The organism is Pseudomonas sp. AC193, from assembly GCF_979258075.1.
This window is the reverse complement of record NZ_OZ409832.1, coordinates 2,912,307-2,935,806: the sequence shown is the minus strand read 5'-3', so window position 1 is coordinate 2,935,806 and position 23,500 is coordinate 2,912,307. Positions and strand designations below refer to the sequence as shown.

23 protein-coding genes and 1 pseudogene are annotated in these 23,500 nt (G+C 58.8%); 11 read left to right on the top strand and 13 right to left on the bottom strand.

The window, feature by feature from the left end; all coding sequences use genetic code 11:
- Positions 1–6: 6 nt before the first annotated feature.
- The 3 genes from ACZZ0D_RS13235 to ACZZ0D_RS13225 form a co-directional block, all read right to left on the bottom strand.
- Positions 7–1,380, bottom strand: a complete 1,374-nt coding sequence (locus tag ACZZ0D_RS13235) for a DUF4145 domain-containing protein (protein WP_463553481.1) — start codon at positions 1,378–1,380, stop codon at positions 7–9.
- A 213-nt stretch (positions 1,381–1,593) separates the two neighbouring features.
- Positions 1,594–2,697, bottom strand: coding sequence for a DNA alkylation repair protein (locus tag ACZZ0D_RS13230; protein ID WP_463553480.1), 1,104 nt, complete (start codon positions 2,695–2,697; stop codon positions 1,594–1,596).
- A gap of 2 nt (positions 2,698–2,699) precedes the next feature.
- Entirely contained in the window at positions 2,700–3,305 is a 606-nt protein-coding gene (locus tag ACZZ0D_RS13225; protein ID WP_463553479.1) for a glutathione S-transferase, read from the bottom strand.
- A 577-nt stretch (positions 3,306–3,882) separates the two neighbouring features.
- On the opposite strand from ACZZ0D_RS13225, the gene ACZZ0D_RS13220 reads away from it, so the two are divergent.
- The 3 genes from ACZZ0D_RS13220 (at position 3,883) to ACZZ0D_RS13210 (ending at position 6,436) form a co-directional block, all read left to right on the top strand.
- A complete protein-coding gene (locus ACZZ0D_RS13220) occupies positions 3,883–4,287 on the top strand; it encodes a TraR/DksA family transcriptional regulator (protein ID WP_007907888.1) in 405 nt (134 codons plus the stop codon).
- Between the two features lie 227 nt (positions 4,288–4,514).
- Positions 4,515–6,119: a methyl-accepting chemotaxis protein gene (locus ACZZ0D_RS13215; protein WP_463553478.1), complete on the top strand. Its 1,605-nt coding sequence runs from the start codon at positions 4,515–4,517 to the stop codon at positions 6,117–6,119.
- Between the two features lie 113 nt (positions 6,120–6,232).
- Positions 6,233–6,436: a hypothetical protein gene (locus tag ACZZ0D_RS13210; RefSeq protein ID WP_053120974.1), complete on the top strand. Its 204-nt coding sequence runs from the start codon at positions 6,233–6,235 to the stop codon at positions 6,434–6,436.
- A gap of 6 nt (positions 6,437–6,442) precedes the next feature.
- Here the strand turns inward: ACZZ0D_RS13210 and ACZZ0D_RS13205 are convergent, their stop codons facing one another.
- Positions 6,443–6,679 (bottom strand): DUF2789 family protein, encoded by a 237-nt coding sequence (locus tag ACZZ0D_RS13205; protein WP_053120972.1) that lies wholly within the window; start codon positions 6,677–6,679, stop codon positions 6,443–6,445.
- A 49-nt stretch (positions 6,680–6,728) separates the two neighbouring features.
- Positions 6,729–6,980, bottom strand: coding sequence for a hypothetical protein (locus tag ACZZ0D_RS13200; protein WP_082341449.1), 252 nt, complete (start codon positions 6,978–6,980; stop codon positions 6,729–6,731).
- A 402-nt stretch (positions 6,981–7,382) separates the two neighbouring features.
- On the opposite strand from ACZZ0D_RS13200, the gene ACZZ0D_RS13195 reads away from it, so the two are divergent.
- The 3 genes and pseudogenes from ACZZ0D_RS13195 to ACZZ0D_RS13185 all read left to right on the top strand — a co-directional run bounded on the left by ACZZ0D_RS13195 (position 7,383) and on the right by ACZZ0D_RS13185 (position 9,188).
- Positions 7,383–7,853 (top strand): hypothetical protein, encoded by a 471-nt coding sequence (locus tag ACZZ0D_RS13195; protein WP_082341448.1) that lies wholly within the window; start codon positions 7,383–7,385, stop codon positions 7,851–7,853.
- A complete protein-coding gene (locus ACZZ0D_RS13190; protein WP_463553477.1) occupies positions 7,850–8,014 on the top strand; it encodes a hypothetical protein in 165 nt (54 codons plus the stop codon). Before ACZZ0D_RS13195 ends, ACZZ0D_RS13190 begins: the two co-directional genes overlap by 4 nt.
- Before the next feature lie 160 nt (positions 8,015–8,174).
- Positions 8,175–9,188: pseudogene (locus ACZZ0D_RS13185) on the top strand (ABC transporter substrate-binding protein).
- Positions 9,189–9,294: 106 nt separating this feature from the next.
- Here the strand turns inward: ACZZ0D_RS13185 and ACZZ0D_RS13180 are convergent.
- Both ACZZ0D_RS13180 and ACZZ0D_RS13175 read right to left on the bottom strand, forming a co-directional pair.
- A complete protein-coding gene (locus ACZZ0D_RS13180) occupies positions 9,295–11,427 on the bottom strand; it encodes a TonB-dependent receptor (protein WP_463553476.1) in 2,133 nt (710 codons plus the stop codon).
- 92 nt (positions 11,428–11,519) lie between these two features.
- Complete coding sequence (locus ACZZ0D_RS13175) at positions 11,520–11,909, bottom strand: DUF2946 domain-containing protein (protein ID WP_159815167.1); 390 nt, start codon at positions 11,907–11,909, stop codon at positions 11,520–11,522.
- Positions 11,910–12,004: 95 nt separating this feature from the next.
- Here ACZZ0D_RS13175 and ACZZ0D_RS13170 point away from each other — a divergent pair, with 95 nt between their 5' ends.
- Positions 12,005–12,445, top strand: a complete 441-nt coding sequence (locus ACZZ0D_RS13170) for a DUF3995 domain-containing protein (protein ID WP_053120960.1) — start codon at positions 12,005–12,007, stop codon at positions 12,443–12,445.
- 186 nt (positions 12,446–12,631) lie between these two features.
- On the opposite strand, the gene ACZZ0D_RS13165 is transcribed toward ACZZ0D_RS13170, so the two are convergent.
- Both ACZZ0D_RS13165 and ACZZ0D_RS13160 read right to left on the bottom strand, forming a co-directional pair.
- Positions 12,632–13,246: a DNA-3-methyladenine glycosylase family protein gene (locus ACZZ0D_RS13165; RefSeq protein WP_463553475.1), complete on the bottom strand. Its 615-nt coding sequence runs from the start codon at positions 13,244–13,246 to the stop codon at positions 12,632–12,634.
- A 38-nt stretch (positions 13,247–13,284) separates the two neighbouring features.
- Positions 13,285–14,367, bottom strand: coding sequence for a bifunctional transcriptional activator/DNA repair enzyme AdaA (locus ACZZ0D_RS13160; RefSeq protein ID WP_463553474.1), 1,083 nt, complete (start codon positions 14,365–14,367; stop codon positions 13,285–13,287).
- A gap of 218 nt (positions 14,368–14,585) precedes the next feature.
- Between ACZZ0D_RS13160 and ACZZ0D_RS13155 the strand changes: the two genes are divergently transcribed.
- Complete coding sequence (locus ACZZ0D_RS13155) at positions 14,586–14,999, top strand: VOC family protein (RefSeq protein WP_212549238.1); 414 nt, start codon at positions 14,586–14,588, stop codon at positions 14,997–14,999.
- Positions 15,000–15,002: 3 nt separating this feature from the next.
- Here the strand turns inward: ACZZ0D_RS13155 and ACZZ0D_RS13150 are convergent, their stop codons facing one another.
- Positions 15,003–15,623, bottom strand: a complete 621-nt coding sequence (locus ACZZ0D_RS13150; RefSeq protein ID WP_159815658.1) for a LysE family translocator — start codon at positions 15,621–15,623, stop codon at positions 15,003–15,005.
- Between the two features lie 275 nt (positions 15,624–15,898).
- Here ACZZ0D_RS13150 and ACZZ0D_RS13145 point away from each other — a divergent pair, with 275 nt between their 5' ends.
- The 3 genes from ACZZ0D_RS13145 (at position 15,899) to ACZZ0D_RS13135 (ending at position 19,553) form a co-directional block, all read left to right on the top strand.
- Positions 15,899–16,513, top strand: a complete 615-nt coding sequence (locus ACZZ0D_RS13145) for a biliverdin-producing heme oxygenase (protein WP_463553473.1) — start codon at positions 15,899–15,901, stop codon at positions 16,511–16,513.
- Positions 16,510–18,747, top strand: a complete 2,238-nt coding sequence (locus ACZZ0D_RS13140; protein WP_463553472.1) for an ATP-binding protein — start codon at positions 16,510–16,512, stop codon at positions 18,745–18,747. The genes ACZZ0D_RS13145 and ACZZ0D_RS13140 overlap by 4 nt, the downstream gene beginning before the upstream one ends.
- 218 nt (positions 18,748–18,965) lie before the next feature.
- On the top strand, positions 18,966–19,553 hold the full coding sequence (locus ACZZ0D_RS13135; protein ID WP_463553471.1) for a LysE family translocator: 588 nt from the start codon (positions 18,966–18,968) through the stop codon (positions 19,551–19,553).
- A gap of 104 nt (positions 19,554–19,657) precedes the next feature.
- Here ACZZ0D_RS13135 and ACZZ0D_RS13130 read toward each other — a convergent pair whose 3' ends face one another.
- From ACZZ0D_RS13130 to ACZZ0D_RS13120, 3 genes are all read right to left on the bottom strand, one after another.
- A complete protein-coding gene (locus tag ACZZ0D_RS13130; protein ID WP_463553470.1) occupies positions 19,658–20,491 on the bottom strand; it encodes a helix-turn-helix transcriptional regulator in 834 nt (277 codons plus the stop codon).
- Between the two features lie 35 nt (positions 20,492–20,526).
- Entirely contained in the window at positions 20,527–21,030 is a 504-nt protein-coding gene (locus ACZZ0D_RS13125) for a VOC family protein (RefSeq protein ID WP_053119343.1), read from the bottom strand.
- Between the two features lie 92 nt (positions 21,031–21,122).
- Positions 21,123–23,480 (bottom strand): TonB-dependent siderophore receptor, encoded by a 2,358-nt coding sequence (locus ACZZ0D_RS13120; protein WP_463554807.1) that lies wholly within the window; start codon positions 23,478–23,480, stop codon positions 21,123–21,125.
- Positions 23,481–23,500: the final 20 nt, after the last annotated feature.

The following is a 23,500-nucleotide window of genomic DNA, read 5'->3' as shown; positions in this document are numbered from 1 at the left end:
GCTTTGTCAGCCCCCGTGACAAACCTTGTATTTTTTGCCCGACCCACAGGGGCATCTGTCGTTTCGCCCAGGGCGTTGCGATTTGATCTTTGCTATCTCCACGTCGAGGCTCATCTTGATCGCATGACCGATCTTCATTAAGTCCTTCGAGAAAGTGTCGTCGATGATCAGACGGAGATACATTGTAGCAGCCGTAAGACCTTTTTCGTCGGCCTCTTCGATAAGACGCTTGCCTCTTTCCTTATTCTCAACTCCGTGTTTGCCTTCGTATAAAATCCGTCCCAGTTCCATCTTGCATTTGGTGCAATTTCGGGTAACACCTGTTTCCAAGGCCTCAACAGCATTCTCGGGAGAGTAGTGCGGCGAGCCTTCCTCGTTGTAAATAATGAATAGACCTAGGTCGGCGAGGGGATCCCCGTGCTCAACTGCAAACCGCATCATGGCGAGTGCTTCATCATGACGGCCATTCATCCGCAGGTACTCTCCGAATTGGACGCAAGCCTCAACATGTCCGCGCTTGGCGGCTTCCTCAATCGCTAGAGCTCCGAGTTGCTGTGTTTCGTCCTTCACCTCCTTGTAGTAGGTAAGGCGCCCGAAGCGATACAGAGCTTCTGTGTCGGCACGTTTCACTAGCGCTGCCTGATCCCCCTCCAATGCCATTTGCACGTAGGTAATAGAGAGTGAATCCAGATCGGCACTAATTTCACAGGCTGCCCGGTACATCTCAATTGCCATAGTTAGGAGTGATTGTTTGTGCGTATTTTCTGTTCGAGAGATGATTACCGCCCTCTCGTTCAGGGCAATCATTGATTGCGCCTCCAAGATCAAGCCTGCGGCAAATTTGCTCTCGAAATCATCGAAGCGAGTCGCTGCCTTCCAGAGAGCTTGCTGACTGGAAACGTCGCCTACTTCTTCCAACTCTACGGTGGGCAAATCCTGGTCTTTGTTGAGCAGGAGGAAGATGCTCTCGAAGATGCCAACTAAAATCTTCCGAGCCAGGATCGCCTTGTTTACGTCACCAGCTGGGTTGGGCTCCACAGCGTTATCAGCCAAATTTGAGGGCCGGATCACGCTGTGGACTGCGTCGTTTCCCAGATTGCGTATCTCATGGAGAGAGCGACTAAGCGACCAGTCAATGAGCTGGCATTCTTTCAGCTCATTGATTCGCGAATAGAGATCTTTCTTCTCGAACTCGATGTAAAACTGTGACGCTAGGGTAGTCACTAGACACTCTGCAACACGCCTGAACTCAGCCAGCGCGTAGTCCGGGTACGCCATGAAAACATCCAGTGCCCGCCGGTAGAACCTTTCCGCGCTTGGCTCGAGGTGTCGGCAAAGATCAACGTCGGTTAGCGTTCTCTTAGTGTTCACTTCGTACATCCTTGTTTAGACGTCGGGTCATCATCGGAGTCTGATGCATCTGGAGCAGACATTGCCAGCCCCCTTGGAATCGGCCTTTGCCGCCAGTGAATAGTGAATCGCCCGTGATTTCGTAGAAATACTTGAATGACCGCTTCTGGCCGAAAGCAGCCCTACCAACACATTCATCTTCACGAGCTGTTTCCGGGCAATCACTGACTCGCGAGGTATTCCTCAACCAACGATCGTGAACTCAGCCCCACCCAAAACCTCCCCATTAACCATCACCCACACCCCATGCACCCCACCAAAATGCTTCCGCGTCGTAAAATCCTTTATCACCTGCCTTCTACCCACAACCACCTCCCCAAACCCCACCAAATCCACCACCTTCAACTTAAAAACCTTCCGCGAAACCCCGCCATTCGCCTTCACATAGTCAATCGCATAATCAATCACCAGCCGCTGTTCATGTGCCACCGTCGACTTCACCGAAAACGACAAGCCAATCCCATCTCCCAACCTCACAACACCCGGCACAACCCGCACATCGATCAACTCAACCTCAGCCTTCTTCCCCGCACCAATTACCGCCAACGCGCGCATATCCCCCTGCTTAATCAAACTCCTCAGCGCATGCTTGGCAATCCAGGCCGTATGCTTTTCCTCCAGCGACCACCCCTCAATCACATCCAGCACCCAACCCGGATGTTCCTTCGTTACATCATTCAAATGATTTGCCACGGACTTGCGCACGTACAAACTCTCGTCCGCCTTCAACCGATCCAATATCCCCGCCGCTAAATTCGGATTCGCCTGCACCGTTTCCAGTCGAAACGACCAGGGCAGGCGAGGGCGGCTGCCTTCGCTGGCCAGGCGACGCACATGGTGGTTCTCATCCAGCGCCCAGTCATGCATCAGTTCCAGTGAGCGTTCCAAGTCACTGCGCAGAAAGTGGCGAATGGCGAATTCAGAAGAGCCAAACGTGGTGAAGTACTTCAGCGCATCCATCGAGGTATCGAACGCATGCGCGCCATAGCTGGCGACGTAATGCGGCAGGCACATGCTGACGAATCCGCTATTCAGCCTCGGAGCAAGTTCAAACAGCACTTCGAGGGAATCTTCATACCCGAGCGGCAAAACAGCGTGCAGGCTTTCGCTGACGCGGGCCATGCGTTGCATCACCGATAGCTCGGCGAGTCCTTCATTGGCATGTTTGAGAAACGCTTTGGCCTTGAACGCGGGGTACACCGCGCTCATTTCGTCGGCGATGTGTTGCAGGCGTTCGGCGTTGAAGATTTCTTTGAGCGCGGGTGCGGCGGTGTCGGTTGTGCTCATGGTCAGGTCATCGGGGTGTTGATGAAGGCTTCGAGGCTTTCCGCGTAGGCGGTGTATTGGGCGATGCGCGGGTAGCGGTGGTCGTCGATCTGGTCGGGTACGACGAGGCCGGTGAAGCTCCACGCGACCGCGAGGCTGATGCCATCCTGGGCGAGCGTGCCGTCGGTGGGCAGGTGGTAGGTTTCAAGTTGTTCTTCGAGGGCGGTGAAGGCGGCGGCGAGTTGGCTTTCGACGCGCTCGACCCACGGTTGGTATTGGATGTCGGCCGGGCGCAGGTTGCGTTCGTAGTAGAGCTGCACGGCTTTTTCGCAGGCGGCGAGGCTGAGGCCGATCAGGCGCAGGGCTTGGGCGCGTTGGCTCAGGTCTTTCGGCAGCAGGGTTTTGCCGGTGGCGGCTTCGAGGTAGTCGAGGATGAGCGTGGAGTCCATCAGTACGACGCCGTCGTCGAGGATCAGTGTCGGCGCTTTGACCACCGGGTTGATCTGCTGGAATTGTTCGAAGTGGCGGAACACCGAGACCGACTCGTGTTCGAGGTCGATGCCCAGGCGCTTGGCGGAGATCGCCACGCGCCGCACGTAAGGGGAGTCGAGCATGCCGATCAGTTTCATGACGCGTTCCTTCAAGTCGAACCGGTGGGAAGGCATAACCTAGCCGAGCTTGAAGCAATTGTCAGTTGTCGAAGCCGACCTGTTGGTGAATTTCGTCGACCCTGATCCGCTCGCTTTGCGGGCGCCTGTCGCTGGCGATGCGTTTGGTGCAGATCTGTACTGGATATGGGCAATCCTGCTGATCTGTTCTTTTATATGGACGGCAGCGCCCCTGAATCCGGGGGGATGCGAAGGCTACAGGGCAGTTCTGAATAAAAACTCTGGCGGTCGAGAGTCATCGGTCGCAGGTCTTCGTTAGCCGTTTGTCTTCTATATACAGCCGCTCGATTGAATTTCTTGCTATAAACGCACTCCGAGTACCGCCATGAAGCCTGTGTCAGAGCAGTTTCCGGGCTTTGCCGGACGAATTCGCTAGATTTTCTGTTGCTGAGGTCGCAAGTCGGCCTTAGACTGCCGCCCCTCGTAAATTGAGTGCCGGGTGGCATTTGCAATAAACGATGCCTTTTCGACAGCCGCACGCGGTTTGCCGAAACGCTCCCTAATTCGCCTTAATGCACGTTTTTTTATAGAGATATCAATGACAAAGGACAAGTTGCTGGCCATGCCGGCAGATGACTACATGAATGCCGAGCAGCACGCTTTTTTTTCTGAGCTGTTGCAGAACATGAAAGTCGAAACCCACGAGCGCATTGAGCAAAATCGCATCGCCATCGAAAGCCTGGACACTCCGGCTGATCCGGCGGACGCGGCTTCGGTTGAAGAAGAGCGCACTTGGCTGGTGAACGCGATCGATCGCGACCAGCGCATGCTGCCGCAACTGGAACAAGCCCTTGAGCGCATCAAGGAAGACAGTTTTGGCTGGTGCGACGACAGCGGCGAGGCCATTGGCCTGAAGCGTCTGCTGATCAGCCCGACCACCAAGTACTGCATCGAAGCTCAAGAGCGTCACGAGCAGATCGACAAGCACCAGCGTCAGGCTTGATGCTGTGCGGTGACCCATGAATGTGGGTCGCCAGCAAAAGATCGCAGCCTTCGGCAGCTCCTACACGGAGATGTCGGGGCTGCGATCTTTGCTTTTGCTCGTCCGCAACATTTCCCGCCGATTCATTGACCTGCTGCAAGACCCCACGACTAACTGGACCATAGATAATGGCGTTGTAGTGGCGTTTAATGCAGTTACAACAATGAAAACAAGCGTGGGGTGATGATATGACGAGAGATGGATCTCTGGTTGGGGCTCTGCCTGCACCAGTGCTGTTGCCGAGAAACCGCTGGCTCGCACCGACCCTGCAAAGCATCGCCCTGATGCTGTTGTTGGCCGGCATGACCTTGGGTGAGTGGTCGCTGTACCTCGCAATGCCGTTGGCGGTGCTGATTGTCTGGCTGCCGCGCCTGCGCTCCCGAGCCGTACCCGCTGCACAGCCTGCCGATTCCGGCAGCGCTATTTCTGAATTGACCCGCGACCTTTCCTACACGACCAGCCATAACGCCTTGTCGGCGGCCGGCGTTGCCTTTTCGGTGAAGGAACTGGCGAGCAAACTCGAATCGCAACTGAATGCCGCCGCGCAAATCGTCAGCAACGCCGAAGTGATGATCGCCACTGAACACGCGACCTCGCAACTCAGCCGCGAAGCGCTCAGCGCTGCCAGCGAAGCCCATCACAGCAGTGCGGCGGGGCGCACGCAATTGCTCGATTCGATCTCGCGCATGCACCAACTCAGTCAACGCGCCAACGCCAGCCGCGAATTGATCGAAGCCTTGAGTGTGCGCAGCGATGACATCCAGCGGGTGACGCTGGTGATTCAGTCCATCGCCAGCCAGACCAATCTGTTGGCACTCAACGCTGCCATCGAAGCAGCCCGCGCTGGCGAGCACGGGCGCGGTTTTGCCGTGGTCGCCGATGAGGTGCGAGGATTAGCAGCGCGAACCGCATCGGCGACCGGCGAAGTCGGCGAGATGGTTGCCGACATTCAGCAACGCACCGCGCAAGTGGTCGAGCAGATTCGCGAGCTGTCCAGCGACCTGCGCACCGGCGTCGAGCAGGTCGAGCACACCGGTCAGCACCTGGAAAACATCGCGCGACTGGCCGCTGGCGTGGAAACCCAGGTCGGCGAAATCGCCCGGGGCGCGGAAACCAACCGCGAGCAACTCGACAGCCTGTTTAAGGCTATCGAGCAAATGCGCAGCGATCTGGCGATCAGCGATCAACAGACCCGCCGCCTCGCCGACGCCGCCGTGCAGATGGAAGGGCAGGCGGAAACCATCAGCGAACGGCTCGCCGAAGTCGGCCTCGATGACTATCACCAGCGTATCTACGACCTGGCGCGCGAAGGCGCTAATCGGATTGCTGCGCAGTTTGAAGCCGATATAGATCAGGGCCGGGTCAGCCTGGAGGATCTGTTTGATCGCCATTACCAACCGATCCCGAATACTCAACCGGCGAAATTTCAGACCCGTTTCGATCGCTACACCGATCAGGTGCTGCCCGCGATTCAGGAGCCGTTGCTGCCGCGTCACGAAGGGCTGGTCTTCGCCATTGCCTGCACGCAACAGGGCTATGTGCCGACGCACAATCAGGCATTCAGCAAGCCGTTAACTGGCGATGCGCAGGTCGATGCGCTGAACAATCGCACCAAACGCAAGTTTGCCGATCGCACCGGGATTCGTTGTGGCAGCCATCAACAACCGGTGCTGTTGCAGACCTATACCCGCGATACCGGCGAGTTGATGCATGACCTGTCGGTGCCGATCATGATCAAGGGCCGGCATTGGGGCGGTTTGCGTCTGGGCTATAAACCCGAAGGTGCGCGCTGAGCGATTGTTACCTTTGCTGCAATGAATCTGTGCACGGCCGTTGCTGTTTCCTCCCGTAGAAAACCATTAATCTAACTACGTAGTTAGCTAGCTAATGATTTTGGGAGGTCAGCATGCAGTGCAGAGTTGATGTCGCCGTGATGATCGGCAGCGGTGTCCCCGAGGGTTTACGCGCGATGGGGCAAAGCGTCTGCTGGGTGGTGTTATTGAATGGAGAGCGGCGCGGCACCGCGTTCGCCAGTCGCGATGAGGCGGAAGAGTGCAAGGCCGCATGGCTTGCAGAATTACAAGCCAAGGCGGGTGACAGCCTGCACTGATCGGTTTTACTTGCCGCGGTGCAGGCGTACGTTCAACTCATCGACCATGACCGCTTCATCGCCGTCGGCACGTAACCATTCTTTGAGCAATTGCGCTTGTTGTGGCGACCAGAAGTCGGCGTCGATCAATTTGACGTCCGCAGGCAGCGGATGGGCCTCGATGAAATCGTCGATGGCGGAGCCTTCCGAAGGCAATCCCAGTTGGTCGAACAGGGTCGTCAGATTGTTTGCTGTCAGTTCCATCGTATGCTCCTTGGTGTGGGCGCCGGGATGACGCGATCAAACACTCTCTTTATCTGAGGCAGCCGTTCGCCAGGAGTTCGATTTTCGATTCAAGTGATCGGGCTAGCGCACAGGCTTCGTTATGGTCTTCGCGGAAACCTCTTACACGACCCGTCGATTTTTCCTTGATGTGAAAAAACGAGTTGCCAGCCGGTACCACTTGAAAACGAGGTGTCTGATCATCTGGTGTGGCGATACGCAGGATCAGCGGCGATGTGGTGCGTGCATCAGAGGGCAGGGCAAAGTGGGTTAGAGTGCACATATGAAGTCCTTTTCATCGTTCGACCCCTATTTACAGGTCGTTTCGGGTAGTCGTAATGAGCATTGCTGCTCTAGAATCGCCAATACCTGTTGACGACGGGGCTTATCTAAAGCAATTTTTCATTTGCGATATGTCGGAAAAGTGCTTTTTTTCGTGAGAATTTTCCCTAAAGTTCGTAGTCAGTTTTATCTGTCGGCCACTGAGGATTTTTCCTTCAAGCTCTGGCGACAGTTGAGGCAAGTTTCGCGAGTGACATTCCAGTAGTCTAAGAACCTCGCGAACGATGAGCTGTCGGCTCGCTTCGGACTTTTATTTGAGTTATTTGGCAACACTGTCGGCCTGGCCGTTTTTTTGCCGTGCGCGTTTTCCGTGTGCGGCTTTTTCAGATGTGGGGATGTTTCTTTGGCAGTCAGTAACCTCGATATGCATGCTTTGTTCGTGCTGGGTGATTTGCGCGCGAAGCTGGTCAAGCTGTTTCAATCGCGTTTTGTTTACATCACCGAGCAGAGCGCCGAAGGCATTTACGTCGCCGAAATCGACACCGAAAGTGCCTTGGTGGTCGATGACAAACCCGGGCTTAAGCTCAAGGTTGGCGATCATTTCAGTGCGTCGGTCTTGCCCAGCCGTGAAGGCGGCAAGATGGACATCCGTTTTCGCGAAATCAAACTGACGGTCTATGGCTTGGGCGACTACGCCTTTGTCACGACGGCCGATGGCCAGGCGATTCTGTTCAAAGAAGGCCACAGCGTAGTCACGGTGTTCGCCGCCAATGAGCAACTGCAGGAAGGCCTGACCAAAACGCTGAAAGCCGTCACCGCCAAAGCCGCCAAATGGCGCAAAGGCGAACTGGTGACCTTCAAGGCCAGCGAGTGAGCCGGGCGGACTTCCACTCGCAGAACCTCGACACGGCGCGCGAGGAAGCCCAGCGTTTGTACGCGTCGAAGGCGCCAATGCAGGGCGCCTGGCTGGGCTGGGTGGCGTCGCAGATCTACACCTTGCGGCCGGCGGAATACGCCGCCATGGTCAGACGCTAGCTACAAAGCTTGCAGGAAAAATCTGAAACATAACCTCGACCGGATCATCTACCTGAAAACACTGGAACCTCGGCTACAGTCAGTTGACTGAGTATTCAGAGGCTTGCGGTCTTCTGTCAGGCCATCCTGCCAATGCTGTGAACAGCACGAGGGGTAATAGATGAACGGATTTCGACGGTTATTGGCCGCCAGCGTGGCGACATTCGGGATGCTGACGTCGGCGCAAGCGGTGATGGCGGCCGAGACGCCAATCCATTTCGCTGACCTGAACTGGGAAAGCGGCAGCCTAATCACCGATGTGTTGCGCATCATCGTCGAGAAGGGCTACGGGCTGCCGACCGACACGCTGCCCGGCACCACCATCACGCTGGAAACCGCGCTGGCCAACAATGACATTCAGGTCATTGGCGAGGAGTGGGCCGGGCGCAGTCCGGTGTGGGTCAAGGCTGAGGCGGAAGGCAAAGTGGTCAGCGTCGGCGATACCGTCAAAGGCGCCACCGAAGGCTGGTGGGTGCCGGAATACGTGATCAAGGGTGATCCGGCCAAAGGCATCAAGCCGCTGGCGCCAGACTTGCGCAGTGTCAGTGACCTGAAAAAATACAAGGACGTGTTCAAGGATGCGGAAAACCCGAGCAAGGGCCGGTTCCTCAACAGCCCGATCGGCTGAACCTCGGAAGTGGTCAACAAGCAGAAGCTGACGGCGTACGGGTTGCAGGACGACTACACCAATTTCCGCAGTGGTTCGGGCGCGGCGCTGGATGCCGAAATCAGTTCATCGATTCGTCGCGGTAAGCCGGTGTTGTTCTACTACTGGTCGCCGACGCCGCTGCTGGGCAAATTCAAACTGGTGCAACTGGAAGAGCCGGCGTTTGATGCCGAAGCGTGGAAGACGCTGACGGATGCCGATAATCCCAATCCAAAACCGACCCGTTCGCTGGCTTCGAAGCTGTCGATTGGCGTGTCGACGCCGTTTCAGAAGCAGTATCCGCAGATTACCGAGTTCTTCAGCAAGGTCGATTTTCCGATTGAGCCATTGAACAAGGCGTTGGCCGAGATGAGCGAGAAGCACACGGCACCACGGGAAGCGGCGGTGGCGTTTATGAAGGCGCATCCGGATGTGTGGCAGGCCTGGTTGCCGAAGGATGTGGCAGACAAAGTATCCGCAAGTCTATAGCCGACGCGATCCTGTAGGAGCTGCCGAAGGCTGCGATCTTTTGATTTTGATTGTTTTAAAAGCGAGATCAAAAGATCGCAGCCTTCGGCAGCTCCTACAGGTTTTTTTAGAATTTCGTTGCCACCGCCAATTCAAAAGTACGCGGCGTCCCGAGGTAATATGCCGGCGACACATGCGCAAATTCGGCATACACCTCATTGGTCAAATTGCGCACCCGCCCGGTCACAGTCGTGTGCGAATCCACCTTGTAGCTGAGGAAGCTGCCGAACAACGTGTACGACGGCACTGTCATCGTATTGGCCGTATCGGCAAACACCGACGCCACATAGCGCGCATCAACCCCTCCTTGCCATTGCGGCGAAAAATCATAAGTCAGCCACAGGTTCCCCACGCGATCCGGTACGTTGGTCGGCGTGTTGCCCTTGCGCGACACCACCACGCCGGCAGCGTTTTTCTCGGTGAAATCGTCGTACTGCGCATCGACCCAGGCGAAGTTGCCTTCGGCCAACAGCTTGTCGGTGATCCGCAGCGAACTGGCGATCTCAATGCCTTTCGACGTTTGCTGGCCCACCGGAATGCTGCTGGTCGGATCCAGTGGATCGGTCACGGCGAAGTCTTTGCGCTCAATCGTATACGCCGCCAACGTCGCCGAACCGCGCCCGTTCAGATATTCGAACTTGCTGCCGATTTCCCATTGCTTGCCCGTCGAGACGTCGAAGTCCTGGGTGCCGTTCGGTTGCTCGGCGGCGGTGCTGTATTGCACGTAAACGTTGGCCGACGGGATGAACTGGTACGTCAGGCCGGCGCGGCCAGTGAGCGGTTCCCAGCTGCGTCTAAGGTGCTTGGCATTAGCGGCGGTCACCACTCGGTGGTTGGTCACGTCGAGGTCGATATCGTCATAACGCAGACCGGTGAGCAGCGACAGTTTGTCGGTCAACGCCAAGCGGTTTTCCACGAATAAGGCTTTGGTGGTGACCTCGTTGGTCTTGTCGCTGATCAACGCCGGGTTGGTGCCGGGTATGTCGTAGAAATGCCCCGGCCGGTAGTTGTTCGGATCAACTGTGCTGGCGCCTTTGACGTTCAGCGGATAGTTGGTGGTCTGGTTGACCTTGTATTCGAAACCGCCCGACCACGTCGTCTCAAGTCCCAACAGCGTGTTGTCGTGGCGCAGTTCGAACTGGTTGCCGTTCTGCTCACCCTGATGGCGCACCTGATACGCGGTTGAGCGGTTCACCGCCGTGTTGTCGGCGTTGTACTGGTAGGTTTCGAGGTTGCGGTAATCGCGCTGGCTGTCGAGGTGATACAGCGTGTTGCGCAGTGTGGTGCTGTCGTTGATGCGGTAGTCGATGATCGAGCGCACCCAGATGGTTCGTTGCTCGTAGCGGCCGTCCTCGACGTTGTAGTTGTTGAAGCGGTTGTGTTTGTCGATCTTCAGCTCGCCGGCCTTGGGATTGAGCACTGGGGTTCCCCAATACGGACTGTCCTCGTGCTCGTCCTGGTATTCCAGCGCCAACGTGTGCGACAGATTTGGCGTCAGGTCGCTGAGCAACGAGAACGCCACGCTCCAGGCATCGCGTTCCTGGCGGTCGATGTAGCCGTTGCTGGTGTTGTGGCTGACGTCGAGTCGGGCGTAGTGCTGGATGTTGGCGCTCGGCTCGGTCAGAGCACGGTTGAGGCCGAACGCGGTTTCGGTGGTGTCGTAAGTACCGTAGCTGACCCGGCCTTCGATGGCTTGTTCATCGCGCGTGGCGAGTTTGGTCACGTAGTTCAGCGAACCGCCGACCGAGCCTGCGCCGTTGATCAGCGACGACGGGCCGCCGACCAGTTCCACCCGGTCGTAGATCCACGCGTCCACCGGTCGGGCGAGACCGCCGGAGACGTTGATGCCGTTGAACATCTGCGTGATCTGGCTGCTGGTGAAGCCGCGATAAGAGACGAATCCGCCGAAACCCGGCGGTGCGCTGGCATTGACGCCGGGCAGGGTGTTGGCGGCGTCCTGGAAGTTCTGCGCGCCGTGGCGTTCGATGTCGTTGCGGTTGGCGATGGCCACCGAGGCCGGGGTGTCGCGCAGGCTGAGGCCGAGGCGCGAGGCCATGCCGCTGGACTGGTCGAGGCTCAGGCCCGGTTCGGCGCCGGATTCGCCATCGATGGTGATGGGCGCCAGATCCACGGTGGATTGCGCCCAGACGTTGACGGACAGGCAGCCGCACAGGCTCGCCAGCAAAGTGAGTTGTTTCATCATTGAATCCTGAATGCTTGTCTAGGCGTCAGCGCACAGGCACACGCCGCGCGTTGGCGCAGTGGGCTGACAGATCAAAAAGGCAGAAATACTCAGGCGAGCGGTGGGGCGCGAGGGTTGGCCGAGGGCCAGGTGAAGCGGGCAGGGAGGTCGGCGCTGACAATGGGCGCCAGCGGCGGGCTGTGTTGTTCCGGCAGAACGGCGAGGGTCAGGCTGGAGTTGAACGCCGGGCCCATGCCGCCGCCGACCGAGCACAGCGGACAGCCGAACGCCTTGGACAGGGTCGGCAGTTTTTCTTCGGTGGGGTTGTTGGCGATTGGCGCTTGCGTGGCCGGGTCGACCGTACAGAACTGGCCGCCGATACCGTTCAGCTGCATGCCGACCATTTGTCCGTGACCGATGCTGCAGGCGAACACGTTGAACAGGACGCAGCAATACAGCATCCAGGCCAGCAGTGAGCGATCGGTACGGGAGAATTTCATGGGGCGGCACTTTACCGTACCGCCGATCGGTCGTGCACTTCAAAAAATGCCAACTAGGATGATTTGTTCAAATCCCTTTCCAAGGATTCTCGACCATGACCTTTGTGTTGGCTCAATGGCTGGTGACGGTTTTTGCGGTGATCGCCCTGGTGCATGTGTACTGGGCGCTGGGCGGGCAATGGGCGGCGGTGGCGGCCGTGCCGCAAGTGCCGGTGCAAGGTTTGGTGGCGACGGTGCGCCCGGCGTTTAAACCTTCCGGCTGGATCACGTTGCTGGTCGCGGCGGCGCTGTTGGTGATTGCGGCGCTGGTGTGTATGCGGGTTGGTTGGGGATTCGCGCCGGTGCATCACTGGTCGCTGCAATGGGGGATCAGCGCGATTGCGCTGTTGCTGTTCGCCCGGGCGATTGGTGATTCGAACCTGGTGGGGTTTTTCAAAGAGGTCAAAGGCTCACGGTTTTCGCGGCTTGATACGTGGGTGTATTCGCCGTTGTGCGTGGTGCTTGGCGCTGGATTGTTGGCTGTTGCGTGGGTGTGAGCAGACGCCCACCCAGAGGCCGAACTCTCATTTCCACTGTAGGAGCTGTCGAGGCAACGAGGCTGCGATCTTTTGGCTTTTAAAAGATCAGGATCAAAAGATCGCAGCCTCGTTGCACTCGACAGCTCCTACAGACCCACAATCACACAGTCCCATGGTTCCGCAGCACCTATAAGCGTTGGGGTTTCAGGGTTTGGCCACTCGCCATAGGTACCATGCGGCGACTGTGCGGTGTGGGCTCCAGGCCTGGCCGATGTCGATCATCTGTTTGCGTGTCGGTTGTACGTCGAGGCTTTTCAAGCGCCGATAACCTTCACGCACACCGAAATCATCCGCCGGCAGAATGTCCATGCGTTCAAGGCTGTAGATCAGCAGCATTTCCACCGTCCAGCGACCGACCCCGCGCAGGCTGATCAAGCGTTCGATCAGCGCCTCATCGTCCATCGCCAGGGCCGTCGCATAATCCGGTACCACGCCGTCCAGCGTTGCTTGGGCGATCCCTTGAATGGTCGCGATCTTGCCGCCCGAAAAGCCGCAACTGCGCATTCGATCAAAGTCAGTCGCGAGGATCTGCTCGGGGCGCGGAAAGGACTCTCCGCCAAACAACCCCACCAGCCGCCCGACAATTGCATCCCCAGCCTTGGCGTGCAGTTGCTGATAAGCGATCGCGCGCACCAGCGACTCGTACGGATCACGCGCCGGATGCGGTTGATGCAGGCACGGGCCGACAGCGGCGATGTGCTGCTGCCAGTCTTCGTCGAGCGCGGCCAGAAACTCGCTGGCCGCTTGATAGGCGGACATGCTTTTCAAAAATTGCCTTTTGTTGATCGATCAATTGGTCAGAAGGCCAGGGGTTGCGTGAGCTGTACCGCGGCGTTTTCCAGCCTGAGCAGAAATGCCTTGCGCGGCTGTCCTCCACCATAGCCGGTGAGCGAGCCATCCGCGCCGATCACCCGATGACACGGCACCACAATCGACAACCGATTGTGTCCATTGGCCAGGCCCACCGCGCGACTCGCGCCGGGTTTGCCCAGCGCGGTGGCGATGGTGCCGTAGGTGCTGGTCTGCCCGTAGGGGATTTGCTGCAGCGCCGACCAGACCTGCCGCGCAAACTCGCTGCCGGGCAAGTGCAGCGGCACGGTAAATTCGCTGAGTGTGCCGGCAAAGTACGCCGCCAGTTGCTGTTCGATCTGCTGCAGATGTCCGTTGTGTCCCGGCACGACCGCATAGCCGTAGCGGTTCTGCAATTCCTCGACTTCGCGGGTCAACGCCGGGCGATCAAGAAACTCCAGCAACACCAGCCCACGACGTTCGGCCATGGCGATCATCGGCCCCAGCGGCGTGGTCAGGCGGGTGAACAGCAGCGGTTCACTCTGCGCCGCGCGCCCCGGCGTGATGTGGAATGACTTCTGAAACGCATCACGAAAACCGCTGAGCGATTCATAGCCCGAGTCGAACGCGGCGTGATCAATCGACGTGCCTTGCTTGATTCCGCCCAACGCCATGCCCAATCGACGCGTGCGCAGCCAGGCATGGAAGGTCATGCCGAAATGCTGTTTGAACCAGCGCCGCAACTTCAGCGGCTCGATGCCTTCGGCGAGCAATTGCGCATCGCTCCAACGCACCTCGGGATCAGCTTCGACTGCTTTGAGCAGCGTCTGCACCCAGTCCGGCGCAATGGCGGCGGCGTCCAGCGGTTTGCAGCGCAGACAGGCGCGATAACCGGCCGACATGCATTCATCGGCATGGGCGAAAAACTCGACGTTCTCCGGTTTCGGCTTGCGCGCCGTGCAACTCGGGCGGCAGAAAATCCCGGTGGTTTTCACGGCCGTGAAGAACACGCCTTCATAGGCAGTGTCGCGTTCAAGCATGGCGCGAACCATCTCGGCGTGGGGCGGCAGGACAGCGGTTTGTATGTTCATGGCTTGAGAGTAAAACCAGATTGTCGATGGCTCCACCGAAAAATCGACAGTGAATTCCCACATCACCTGAACTACCGTGTAGGAGCTGCCGAAGGCTGCGATCTTTTGATCCTTGGACGCGGAGCGTCCGCGGCTGCATTCCCACGCAGAGCGTGGGAACGATCAGATCAAAAGATCGCAGCCTTCGGCAGCTCCTACACTGTGTGAGGCGTTGAGTTATGCATCCGTTTTCCATTCATCACATCGACCACATCGTCCTGCGCGTCGAGGATCTGCAACGCAGCATCGATTTCTACGGCCAGGTTTTCGGCGCCGAGGTGGTCAAGCGCAACGAGCCGCTGGGCCTGATCCACCTGCGCGCCGGCACCTCAATGATCGACCTCGTCGACCTGCAAGGCGAACTCGGCCGCAAGGGCGGTGGGGCGGCCGGGGTCGAGCGGCGTAACGTCGATCACTTCTGCCTGCGCATCGAACCGTTCGATGAAGTGGCGCTGACCGAACATCTGCAATCCTTCGGCCTGACCGTGGCCAAAGCCGAATCGCGTTTCGGCGCTGAAGGCAAAGGCCTCTCACTGTACTGCTTCGACCCGGATGGCAATCAGGTCGAACTCAAAGGCCCGTCCGAGGCGTAAACCTCACGCACGTTTCGCCAGCAGCAACACCGAAGCCGCCGCCGACAACAGTCCCGCGCAGCACCGATTGAAAATGCGCTTGCCGCGTGGCTCGGCGAACCAGCGGCGCATGTGCAGGCCCATGTAGGCGTAGGCGCTGATGGCGATCCACTCCAGCGACAGAAACAGCACACCCAACACGGCGAACTGTGCTGGCACCGGGCGGCCAGGGTCGACGAACTGCGGCAAAAACGCGGTGAACAACAGGATCGCTTTCGGATTGCCGGCGGCCACCAGAAACTCCTGTCGCGCCAACGCCCAGAATCCCACCGAAGCCCCGGCTATTTCCTCCTCGGTTTCGGTGTTGGCGCGCCACAGTTGCCAGGCCATGTACAACAAATACGCCGCGCCCACGATCTTGATCGCCTGAAACAGCCATTCCGACGTCTGCAACACCACCGACAGACCGGCGCCCGCCAGCGCAATCATCCCGGCAAACGCCAGAATCCGCCCGATACCCGCCGAGCAGGCGCGCTGAAAGCCGTAACGCGTGGCGTTGCTCACCGACAGCAAATTGTTCGGGCCGGGGGCCATGTTCAGGGCGAAGCAGGCGGGGAGAAACAGCGACAGCGTGGCCAGATCCATGACAGCACTCCAGAAACCAGAAGCGCATTTTTATCACAGCCCCCGTGCGGCCCGACCCGTACAGTCAGGCAGTGCTGTCGCGGTACAGCGCCCGGCGGTACTGGCGAAACCGTTCGAACTTTTTGCGAAATCTGAAACTCTGAAAGGTCAGAGGGCGGTGGTTTCGTCTTAAAAAACTAGTCGTCGGGTCAGAAAAATGACCTGTGCCGTGTAAAATCCCTCGATGCGATGCCAACCCCGAATGGCCCCAGGCGGCCTCACCAAGAGCGATCTACATGCAAGCAAAGGCCCGTGAAGTTTATGTGCCACCGGTGCTGCAAGATCTGCGAGCCGGCACTGCCGACCTGCACATCGCACTGGAAAAACGCCTTCCTTTTTTCTCCGACGCCCTCGATATTCAGGCTTTTCAACGGCTGATGCAGGCTTACTACGGCTTCTACCTGCCGCTGGAAAGCGCATTGCTGGACAGCCACTGCATCCCCGCCGATTTCGATCTGACGCCACGTCTCAAAACCGCCACCTTGCACGGCGACCTGCAAGCGTTGGGCGTCGCGGATGAAGCCATCAACCGCCTGCCGATCTGTAGCCAATTGCCGCAGATCAATTCCGGCGCCAGCTGCCTCGGCATACTGTACGTGCTCGAAGGCGCAACGCTCGGCGGGCAAATCCTGCGCCGGGAAATTTCTGCGCGGTTAGGCCTGGAAGCCGATAACGGCGCGGCTTTTCTCGATGTCTACGGCGCCGTCACCGGCCGTCGCTGGCGTGATTTCATGGAATACCTGGGCAGTCGACCGATGGATGCGGACGAGCGCAAGGCCGTGGTGGCGGCCGCACACACCACATTCAGCTGTTTCGAGCGCTGGCTCGAAAGCCGGGAGGTACTGGCATGACTCCGCAAGACAAACAAGCCTTTGAAGAACTGCTGGCCAACTGTGCCGACGAACCGATTCGGTTCCCTGGCGCGATCCAGCCGCACGGGTTGCTGCTGACCTTGAGCGAGCCTGCGCTGGAGATCATTCAGGTCAGCGCCAACATCGAGAGCCTGCTCGGCCGTCCGGCGCTGGAGTTGATCGGACAACCGCTGCAAAGCCTGATTGGCGATGAACACGCCGCGCAAGTACGCGAGACGTTGCAACAGCCAACTTTGTCCGACTCGGCGCCATTGCTGTTTCGACTCAACGACATGGCGTTCGAAGGCTTGCTGCACCGTCATCAAGGCGTGTTGATTCTCGAACTGGAAATCCACGTCGAAAACTTCCAGCCGCGCAACGTCGCCGGCAGCGAAACCCATTTGGGCCGCATGCTCCATCGGCTGCAAGGCGCGACGACGTTGCAGGCGCTGTACGACATCAGCGTCAAAGAAATTCAGGCGATGACCGGTTACGACCGGGTGCTGATTTATCGCTTCGAAGAAGAGGGCCACGGCCAAGTCATTGCCGAAGCGTCCGATCCGTCGATGGAAGTGTTCAACGGTCTGTTCTTCCCGGCGTCCGACATTCCCGAGCAGGCCCGCGAGCTGTATCGCACCAACTGGCTGCGGATCATCCCGGATGCCGCGTACGAGCCGGTGCCGCTGGTGCCGAAGCTGCGTCCGGACACGCAAACGCCGCTGGACTTGAGTTTCGCCACGCTGCGCAGCGTGTCGCCGATTCACTGCCAATACATGAAGAACATGGGCGTGTTGTCGTCGATGAGTATTTCCCTGCTCAAGGGTGACAAACTCTGGGGCCTGATCAGCTGCGGCAACCGCGAACCGCTGCATGTGCCGCACGAATTGCGTGCCGCCTGCCAGACCATCGGCCAGGTGTTGTCGCTGCAAATCAGTGCGATGGAGGCGCTGGAAGTCAGCCGTCAGCGCGAAGCAAAAGTCGACGCGCTGGCGATGCTCAATCAAGCGATGATCGACTCGCCGCAGAATGTCTTCGACGGTCTGGCTAACCAGCCCGAAGTGCTGATGGCACTGACCGGCGCCGGCGGCATTGCGATCATCGAAGACAAGCAATTGCACCGTTACGGCAACTGTCCGGAGCCGGACGAAATCCGCGCCCTGCACAAGTGGTTGCAGGACAGCGGCGAGGCGGTTTTCTCCAGTCATCATCTGGCCAGCGTTTACCCGCCGGCCGCGCAGTATCAGCAAGTCGCCAGCGGCGTGCTCGCCATGAGCCTGCCGAAACCGGTCGACAACGGCGTGCTGTGGTTCCGCCCGGAGGTGAAGGAAAACATCAATTGGAGTGGCGATCCGCGCAAACCGCTGGATCTGGAAAACTCCGACGCCGGCCTGCGGTTGCGCCCGCGTACGTCGTTTGAAATCTGGAAAGTCGAGATGGCCGGGATCTCCACCAAATGGAGCCACGGCGATCTGTTTGCGGCCAACGATCTGCGGCGTTCGGCGCTGGAAAATGATCTGGCGCGGCAGGTTCGACGCGAGCAGGAAGCGGTGCGTGCCCGTGATGAACTGGTGGCGGTGGTTTCCCACGATCTGCGCAACCCGATGACGGTGATCTCGATGCTCTGCGGCATGATGCAGAAGGCTTTCAGCTCTGACGGCCCGCATACGTCGCGACGGATCTCCACGGCCATCGACACCATGCAACAAGCGGCCGGGCGCATGAACACGCTGCTGGAAGACTTGCTCGACACCTCGAAAATCGACGCCGGGCGCTACACCATCACCCCGCAGAAACTCGACGTCGGGCAGATGTTTGAGGAGGCACAATCGCTGCTCGCACCGTTGGCAATCGACAAGGACATCAGCATTTCCTTTGAGGCCGACGCGGATCTGAGCATTCATGGCGATCCTGAGCGGCTGTTTCAGGTGCTGTCGAATCTGATCGGTAACGCGATCAAATTCACTCCGCGTCTGGGCACCGTCGGCGTGCGTGCGAAGTCGGTGGGCGATGAAATTGTCTTCACCGTGCGTGACAGCGGCGAGGGTATTCCCAAGGAGAACCTGCCGCACGTGTTCGATCGTTACTGGACGGTGAAGGACGGCAACCCGACTGGCACCGGTTTGGGTTTGTACATCACCCAAGGCATCGTCGAGGCTCATGGCGGGCGGATCGTCGCCGAGAGCGAACCGGGGCAGGGCAGCGAATTCCGCTTCACCGTGCCGCGTCTGGACTGATCGGTTTAAGAATCTCTGTCTAACCACAATCCCCTGTGGGAGTGGGCTTGCTCACGAAGGCGTCGGCACATTCAACATGGATGTGCCTGATCTGGCGCTTTCGCGAGCAAGCCCGCTCCCACAGGGGATTTGTGTGGGCAGGGTGATTTTCTTCAATACCGGGGATCGGGCGCTGGTTAGGGTGGGCGCCTTGTTCCTTGTTTTGAAGCAGGTGTGCGATGAGTCTGATTGTTTCGATGGCGGCGTTTGCGCTGGCGGCGTCCATCACGCCGGGGCCGGTGAATATTGTGGCGTTGAGTTCGGGGGCGCAGTTCGGCTTTCGCGCCAGTCAGCGGCATGTCGCCGGGGCCACGTTAGGGTTTGTGTTGCTCTTGGTGCTGATGGGGTTGGGGCTGCATGAAGTGCTGCAGCTCTGGCCATTCATGACTCGCGTGGTGCAACTGGCCGGGGTGGCGTTTTTGCTGTTCATGGCGTGGAAACTGGCTACCGATGATGGGCAACTGAACGCCAAGGGGTCAGCGCGGGCGCCGTCGATGCTATACGGCGCGGTGATGCAATGGCTCAACCCCAAGGCGTGGCTGGCCTGTGTAGCGGGGATGGGCGCGTTTGTCGCCGATGGTGAGGCGCGGCTGGTCTGGCAGTTTGCGGCGGTGTATCTGGTGATTTGCTATGTGTCGGTGGGTTGCTGGGTGTATGCCGGGACGTTCTTGCGCGGGTATTTGAGCAATGCGGCGGGGATGCGCTGGTTTAACCGCAGCATGGCGCTCTTGCTGGCAGTCAGCGCAATCTACCTGCTGATCACCTGACCCCTTGTAGGAGTGAGCCTGCTCGCGATAGCGGTCTTTCAATAAAAAATGTGTGGCTGACACACCTCTATCGCGAGCAGGCTCACTCCTACATTGGATCGCGGTCAGCCACGATATTGGCCGGGGGTTGCGGCCAGGTGTTGTTTGAACGCGCGCTGAAAATGCGCTTGATCAGCAAACCCAGCCTCCAGCGCCACATCGGCAATCAACTGCCCGCCACGCAAACGCTCGCGGGCAAACTGGATGCGCTGATTGACCAAAAATGCATGCGGGGTCATGCCGTAATGCTGCTTGAACGCGCGGATCAAATACGACGGTGACAGCTGCGCCGCCGCGCAAATATCCTCAAGGCTGAGCAGTTCCGTGCAGTGCTCACCAATGAAATCCGCCGCCCGTTCCAGTTTGTAATTCGGCTCGCGCAACGCTTGCCCGGCGGGGTTCAGGCGCAATTGCAGATCGCTGAAAAACTCCACCGCCGTGCTCTGTTTACGTAGCACATCCTGCTGATCGTCGACCAACACTTCGTACAGCGCCATCAAGCCGCGAAACAGCGCCGCATCCTGCAAGTGCGTGGCGGAAAACCGGCGAAATTCCAGATCCTCACCAAACCCCAACTGATGCTGCAAATCCGTCAGCCACGGCGTTTCGACGTACAGCATCACGTACGACCACGGCTGATCATCAATCGGATTGCAGGCATGCACGTCGCCCGGATTCATCAACACCACGGTGCCCGCCGCCACCTCGAATTGCGCCTGTTCATGCACATAAGTACTGCGCCCGGCAGTGATCGCGCCGATGGAAAAGTGCGCGTGGGAATGCCGGGCGTAACAGACTTCGCGACCATCGGCGATGGCCCGCGCTTCGATAAAGGGCATGGCGTCGTCGCGCCAGAAGCGCGGGGCTTTTTCAGGGTTTTTGGCGGCAGCGTGTTTCATTATGGTTATTCCCGGCAGGCCAGTGCCCGAGTGTATTAGCTCTGGCCGGCAAAGGCCCGTTCCAGTTCGGCAATGTCGAGTTTTTTCATTTTGAACATCGCCTGCATGGCCCGCTGCGACTTGCTGGTGTCGGCGTCCAGCATCATCTGCATAAACGCCACCGGGACGATTTGCCACGACACGCCGAACTTGTCCTTGAGCCAGCCGCATTGCTGGGCCTCGACCGGGCCGCCCGCAGACAGTTGGCCCCAGAAATGGTCGACTTCTTCCTGATTCTGACAATTGACCTGAAACGAAATCGCTTCACTGAACGTGAACATCGGCCCGCCATTCAGCCCGGTAAACGTATGGCCATCGAGCTCAAAACTGACGGTCATCACCGCGCCTTCCGGCTTGCCGTGAAATTCCTGACCGACCTTGCTGTAGTGGGTCAGGCCGGTGATTTTCGCGTGATCGAAGATCGAGCAGTAGAACTTCGCCGCCGCTTCGGCCTGATCATCGAACCACAGGCACGGCGTGATTTTTTGAAAGCGTTGCATGACAGTCATCCTCGGCAGGTTAGACACGCTGGACTTTCAGCGTAGACAGTACTTGGTCGAATGGCCGTGCCGTAGATCGACAAGTCGCGGCGTCAAAAATCCCAGCGCGCCGCCAGTTGCAAGCTGCGCGGTTCGCCGTAGAAGCCGGTGCCGAAGTTGCCGAGGCCGGTGTAGTAGGTTTTGTCGAAGACGTTTTTCACGTTGAGCGTGGTGCTCAAATGTTCGTTGAAGCGGTAGCGCGCCATCGCGTCGACCAGGTAATAACTGTTCTGAGTAATGCGCACGTTCTGATCGGCGTCGGGCTGGAACACGTTGCCGAAGAATTCGCTCTGCCAACTGATGCCGCCGCCCAGGGTCAGGTTTTCCCAGACACCGGGCAGGCGATAGCTGCTGAACAGGCGGACTAACTGCTCCGGCGCGGTGGTTTGCAGGATCGAGGCATAGACCGGATCGCCGTTGGCATCGCGGGTGTGGTTGTAGGCGTAACCGGCGGAGAGGTTCCAGCCGTCGGCGACTTCGCCAGCCAGTTCTAACTCGAAACCTTTGGTGGTCGCGCCTTGCACCGCGCGATAAACAGCCTGCGTGTCGAAGCCGCTGACCTGCTCGGCGACGTTGTCTTGTTCGATGCGAAACACGGCAAAACTGGCGTTGACCCGACCGTCGAAATATTCGGCTTTTATCCCCGCTTCATAGCTGTCGCCTTGCACCGGGTCGAGCACTTGGCGCGAAGCGTCCTTGCTCAGTTGCGGCTGATAAATGCGCGTGTAACTGGTGTACAACGAGTAGGTAGCGTTGAGGTCGTAGACCGCGCCGGCGTAAGGCGTGACCACGCCGGTCTGGCGGTAGCCATCGCGCACATCGGCCGTGGCCGGGTCGCTGTAGTCGAGGTGGTCGCTGGCGGTGAAATCACTGACGCGTCCGCCGAGGATCAGCGCCAGATCGTCGCTGGCCTTGAAGCGGGTCGAGACGTACGCGCCGGTCTGGCGTTGGCTGATGTCGTCGGTGCCGATCTTCGGGATATCGGGTTTGGCGAACTCGCCGTGCCAGTCGAAAATACTGCCGTCCAGCGGCGGATAAACCGAGCCGTACACCGGGTTGTTCTGGCGCGAGTTCATCGACATGAAACCGACGATCATCTGGTGCTCGCGACCGAACAACGAGAACGGCCCACCGAGGTTGAGATCGACGTTGTCCTGCACCTCGTCGCCCTTGAATTTGCCCATATACAGGAACATGCCATCGCCCGTCACCGGGTTCGGATTGCCGCCGCTGGCCGAGCCGAGCAAGGTGTCGTGCTCGCGGTGTTTGCGGTCGTAGCTGAGCTTCAGCGTCCAGTCGTTTTGCAGTTGTCGGGCGACGGAAGCGAACACAGTCTGATTGGTGAAATCGCGACGGCTCCAGTCAGTGGCCGGGTTGAACGAGCGAGAGAAATTCGTCCGTGAACCATCGCTGTAGAACATCGGAAAACCGGTCCAGCTCGCGCCGCGTGAGCGAGTGTTTTGCTGGTCGAAACCGAAGGTCAGCAGAGTGTCCGGACTGAGATCGGTTTCGACGATGGCGTAAGCGATGTCCTTGGTGTTCTGGTAGTGATCGGCGTGGGCGCTGCGCTCCTGATGAACGCCGACAAAACGTGCACGCAGGTTGCTGTTCAGAACGCCGGAGATATCGGCTTCGCTGCGGTAGTTGTCCCACGACCCGACGCTGCCGCTGAGCGCGGCTTTGAACGCCGGAGTAGGGCGTTTGCGGATCAGGTTCACCGTGGCCGAAGGGTCGCCGGAACCGGTCATCAAACCCGTTGCGCCCTTGATGATTTCGACGCGGTCGAAAGTTGCCATGTCGGTGCTGGTGGTGCCGTAATCGTAGACGCCGTCGTAGTCGGTATTGACGCCGTCGTACTGGAAATTGGTGATCGGCGCGCCACGGCTGGAAAACTCCCAGCGCTCGCTGTCGTAGTTCTGCACGATGATTCCCGGTGCACGGCGCAGCACATCGGCGATGCCGTTGGCGCCTTGGTCATCGATTTGCTGGCGGGTGATCACGGTCACCGACTGCGGGGTTTCGCGCAGCGACAGCGCCAGGCCGGTGGCGGATGCGCTGACGCCGGTGGTGTAGGCGTGAGTGTCCTCGGTGATCGCGCCGAGGGTTTTGCCGTTGATGGTGGTGGCGTCCAGTTGTAGCGGACTTGCAATGGCTGCGCTGCGCAAAACATAACCGCCGTCCGATTGCGGCTGGGCTTGCAGGCCGCTGCCCTTGAGCAGGATTTGCAGCGCCTGTTGTGGCGTGAAATCGCCGCTGAGGCCGGGGCTGCGCTTGTCCGCTGCAAGGTCATTGTGCCCGGCGATAAACACGCCGCTCTGTTCGGCGAAGCGGTTGAGCACTGTGACCAACGAACCGGGCGCAACCGAATAATGCTGAATCTGTCCCTCCGCCAACGCGCACACCGCTGGCATGGCAGACGCCACGGCCAGGG

Excerpts from the sequence above, each read along its gene's own strand:
- ACZZ0D_RS13235 (WP_463553481.1), bottom strand. The coding sequence starts at position 1,380 with ATGTACGAAGTGAACACTAAGAGAACGCTAACCGACGTTGATCTTTGC.
- ACZZ0D_RS13230 (WP_463553480.1), bottom strand. The coding sequence starts at position 2,697 with ATGAGCACAACCGACACCGCCGCACCCGCGCTCAAAGAAATCTTCAAC.
- ACZZ0D_RS13225 (WP_463553479.1), bottom strand. The coding sequence starts at position 3,305 with ATGAAACTGATCGGCATGCTCGACTCCCCTTACGTGCGGCGCGTGGCG.
- ACZZ0D_RS13220 (WP_007907888.1), top strand. The coding sequence starts at position 3,883 with ATGACAAAGGACAAGTTGCTGGCCATGCCGGCAGATGACTACATGAAT.
- ACZZ0D_RS13215 (WP_463553478.1), top strand. The coding sequence starts at position 4,515 with ATGACGAGAGATGGATCTCTGGTTGGGGCTCTGCCTGCACCAGTGCTG.
- ACZZ0D_RS13210 (WP_053120974.1), top strand. The coding sequence starts at position 6,233 with ATGCAGTGCAGAGTTGATGTCGCCGTGATGATCGGCAGCGGTGTCCCC.
- ACZZ0D_RS13205 (WP_053120972.1), bottom strand. The coding sequence starts at position 6,679 with ATGGAACTGACAGCAAACAATCTGACGACCCTGTTCGACCAACTGGGA.
- ACZZ0D_RS13200 (WP_082341449.1), bottom strand. The coding sequence starts at position 6,980 with ATGTGCACTCTAACCCACTTTGCCCTGCCCTCTGATGCACGCACCACA.
- ACZZ0D_RS13180 (WP_463553476.1), bottom strand. The coding sequence starts at position 11,427 with ATGAAACAACTCACTTTGCTGGCGAGCCTGTGCGGCTGCCTGTCCGTC.
- ACZZ0D_RS13175 (WP_159815167.1), bottom strand. The coding sequence starts at position 11,909 with ATGAAATTCTCCCGTACCGATCGCTCACTGCTGGCCTGGATGCTGTAT.
- ACZZ0D_RS13170 (WP_053120960.1), top strand. The coding sequence starts at position 12,005 with ATGACCTTTGTGTTGGCTCAATGGCTGGTGACGGTTTTTGCGGTGATC.
- ACZZ0D_RS13165 (WP_463553475.1), bottom strand. The coding sequence starts at position 13,246 with ATGTCCGCCTATCAAGCGGCCAGCGAGTTTCTGGCCGCGCTCGACGAA.
- ACZZ0D_RS13160 (WP_463553474.1), bottom strand. The coding sequence starts at position 14,367 with ATGAACATACAAACCGCTGTCCTGCCGCCCCACGCCGAGATGGTTCGC.
- ACZZ0D_RS13155 (WP_212549238.1), top strand. The coding sequence starts at position 14,586 with ATGCATCCGTTTTCCATTCATCACATCGACCACATCGTCCTGCGCGTC.
- ACZZ0D_RS13150 (WP_159815658.1), bottom strand. The coding sequence starts at position 15,623 with ATGGATCTGGCCACGCTGTCGCTGTTTCTCCCCGCCTGCTTCGCCCTG.
- ACZZ0D_RS13145 (WP_463553473.1), top strand. The coding sequence starts at position 15,899 with ATGCAAGCAAAGGCCCGTGAAGTTTATGTGCCACCGGTGCTGCAAGAT.
- ACZZ0D_RS13140 (WP_463553472.1), top strand. The coding sequence starts at position 16,510 with ATGACTCCGCAAGACAAACAAGCCTTTGAAGAACTGCTGGCCAACTGT.
- ACZZ0D_RS13135 (WP_463553471.1), top strand. The coding sequence starts at position 18,966 with ATGAGTCTGATTGTTTCGATGGCGGCGTTTGCGCTGGCGGCGTCCATC.
- ACZZ0D_RS13130 (WP_463553470.1), bottom strand. The coding sequence starts at position 20,491 with ATGAAACACGCTGCCGCCAAAAACCCTGAAAAAGCCCCGCGCTTCTGG.
- ACZZ0D_RS13125 (WP_053119343.1), bottom strand. The coding sequence starts at position 21,030 with ATGCAACGCTTTCAAAAAATCACGCCGTGCCTGTGGTTCGATGATCAG.
- ACZZ0D_RS13120 (WP_463554807.1), bottom strand. The coding sequence starts at position 23,480 with ATGCCAGCGGTGTGCGCGTTGGCGGAGGGACAGATTCAGCATTATTCG.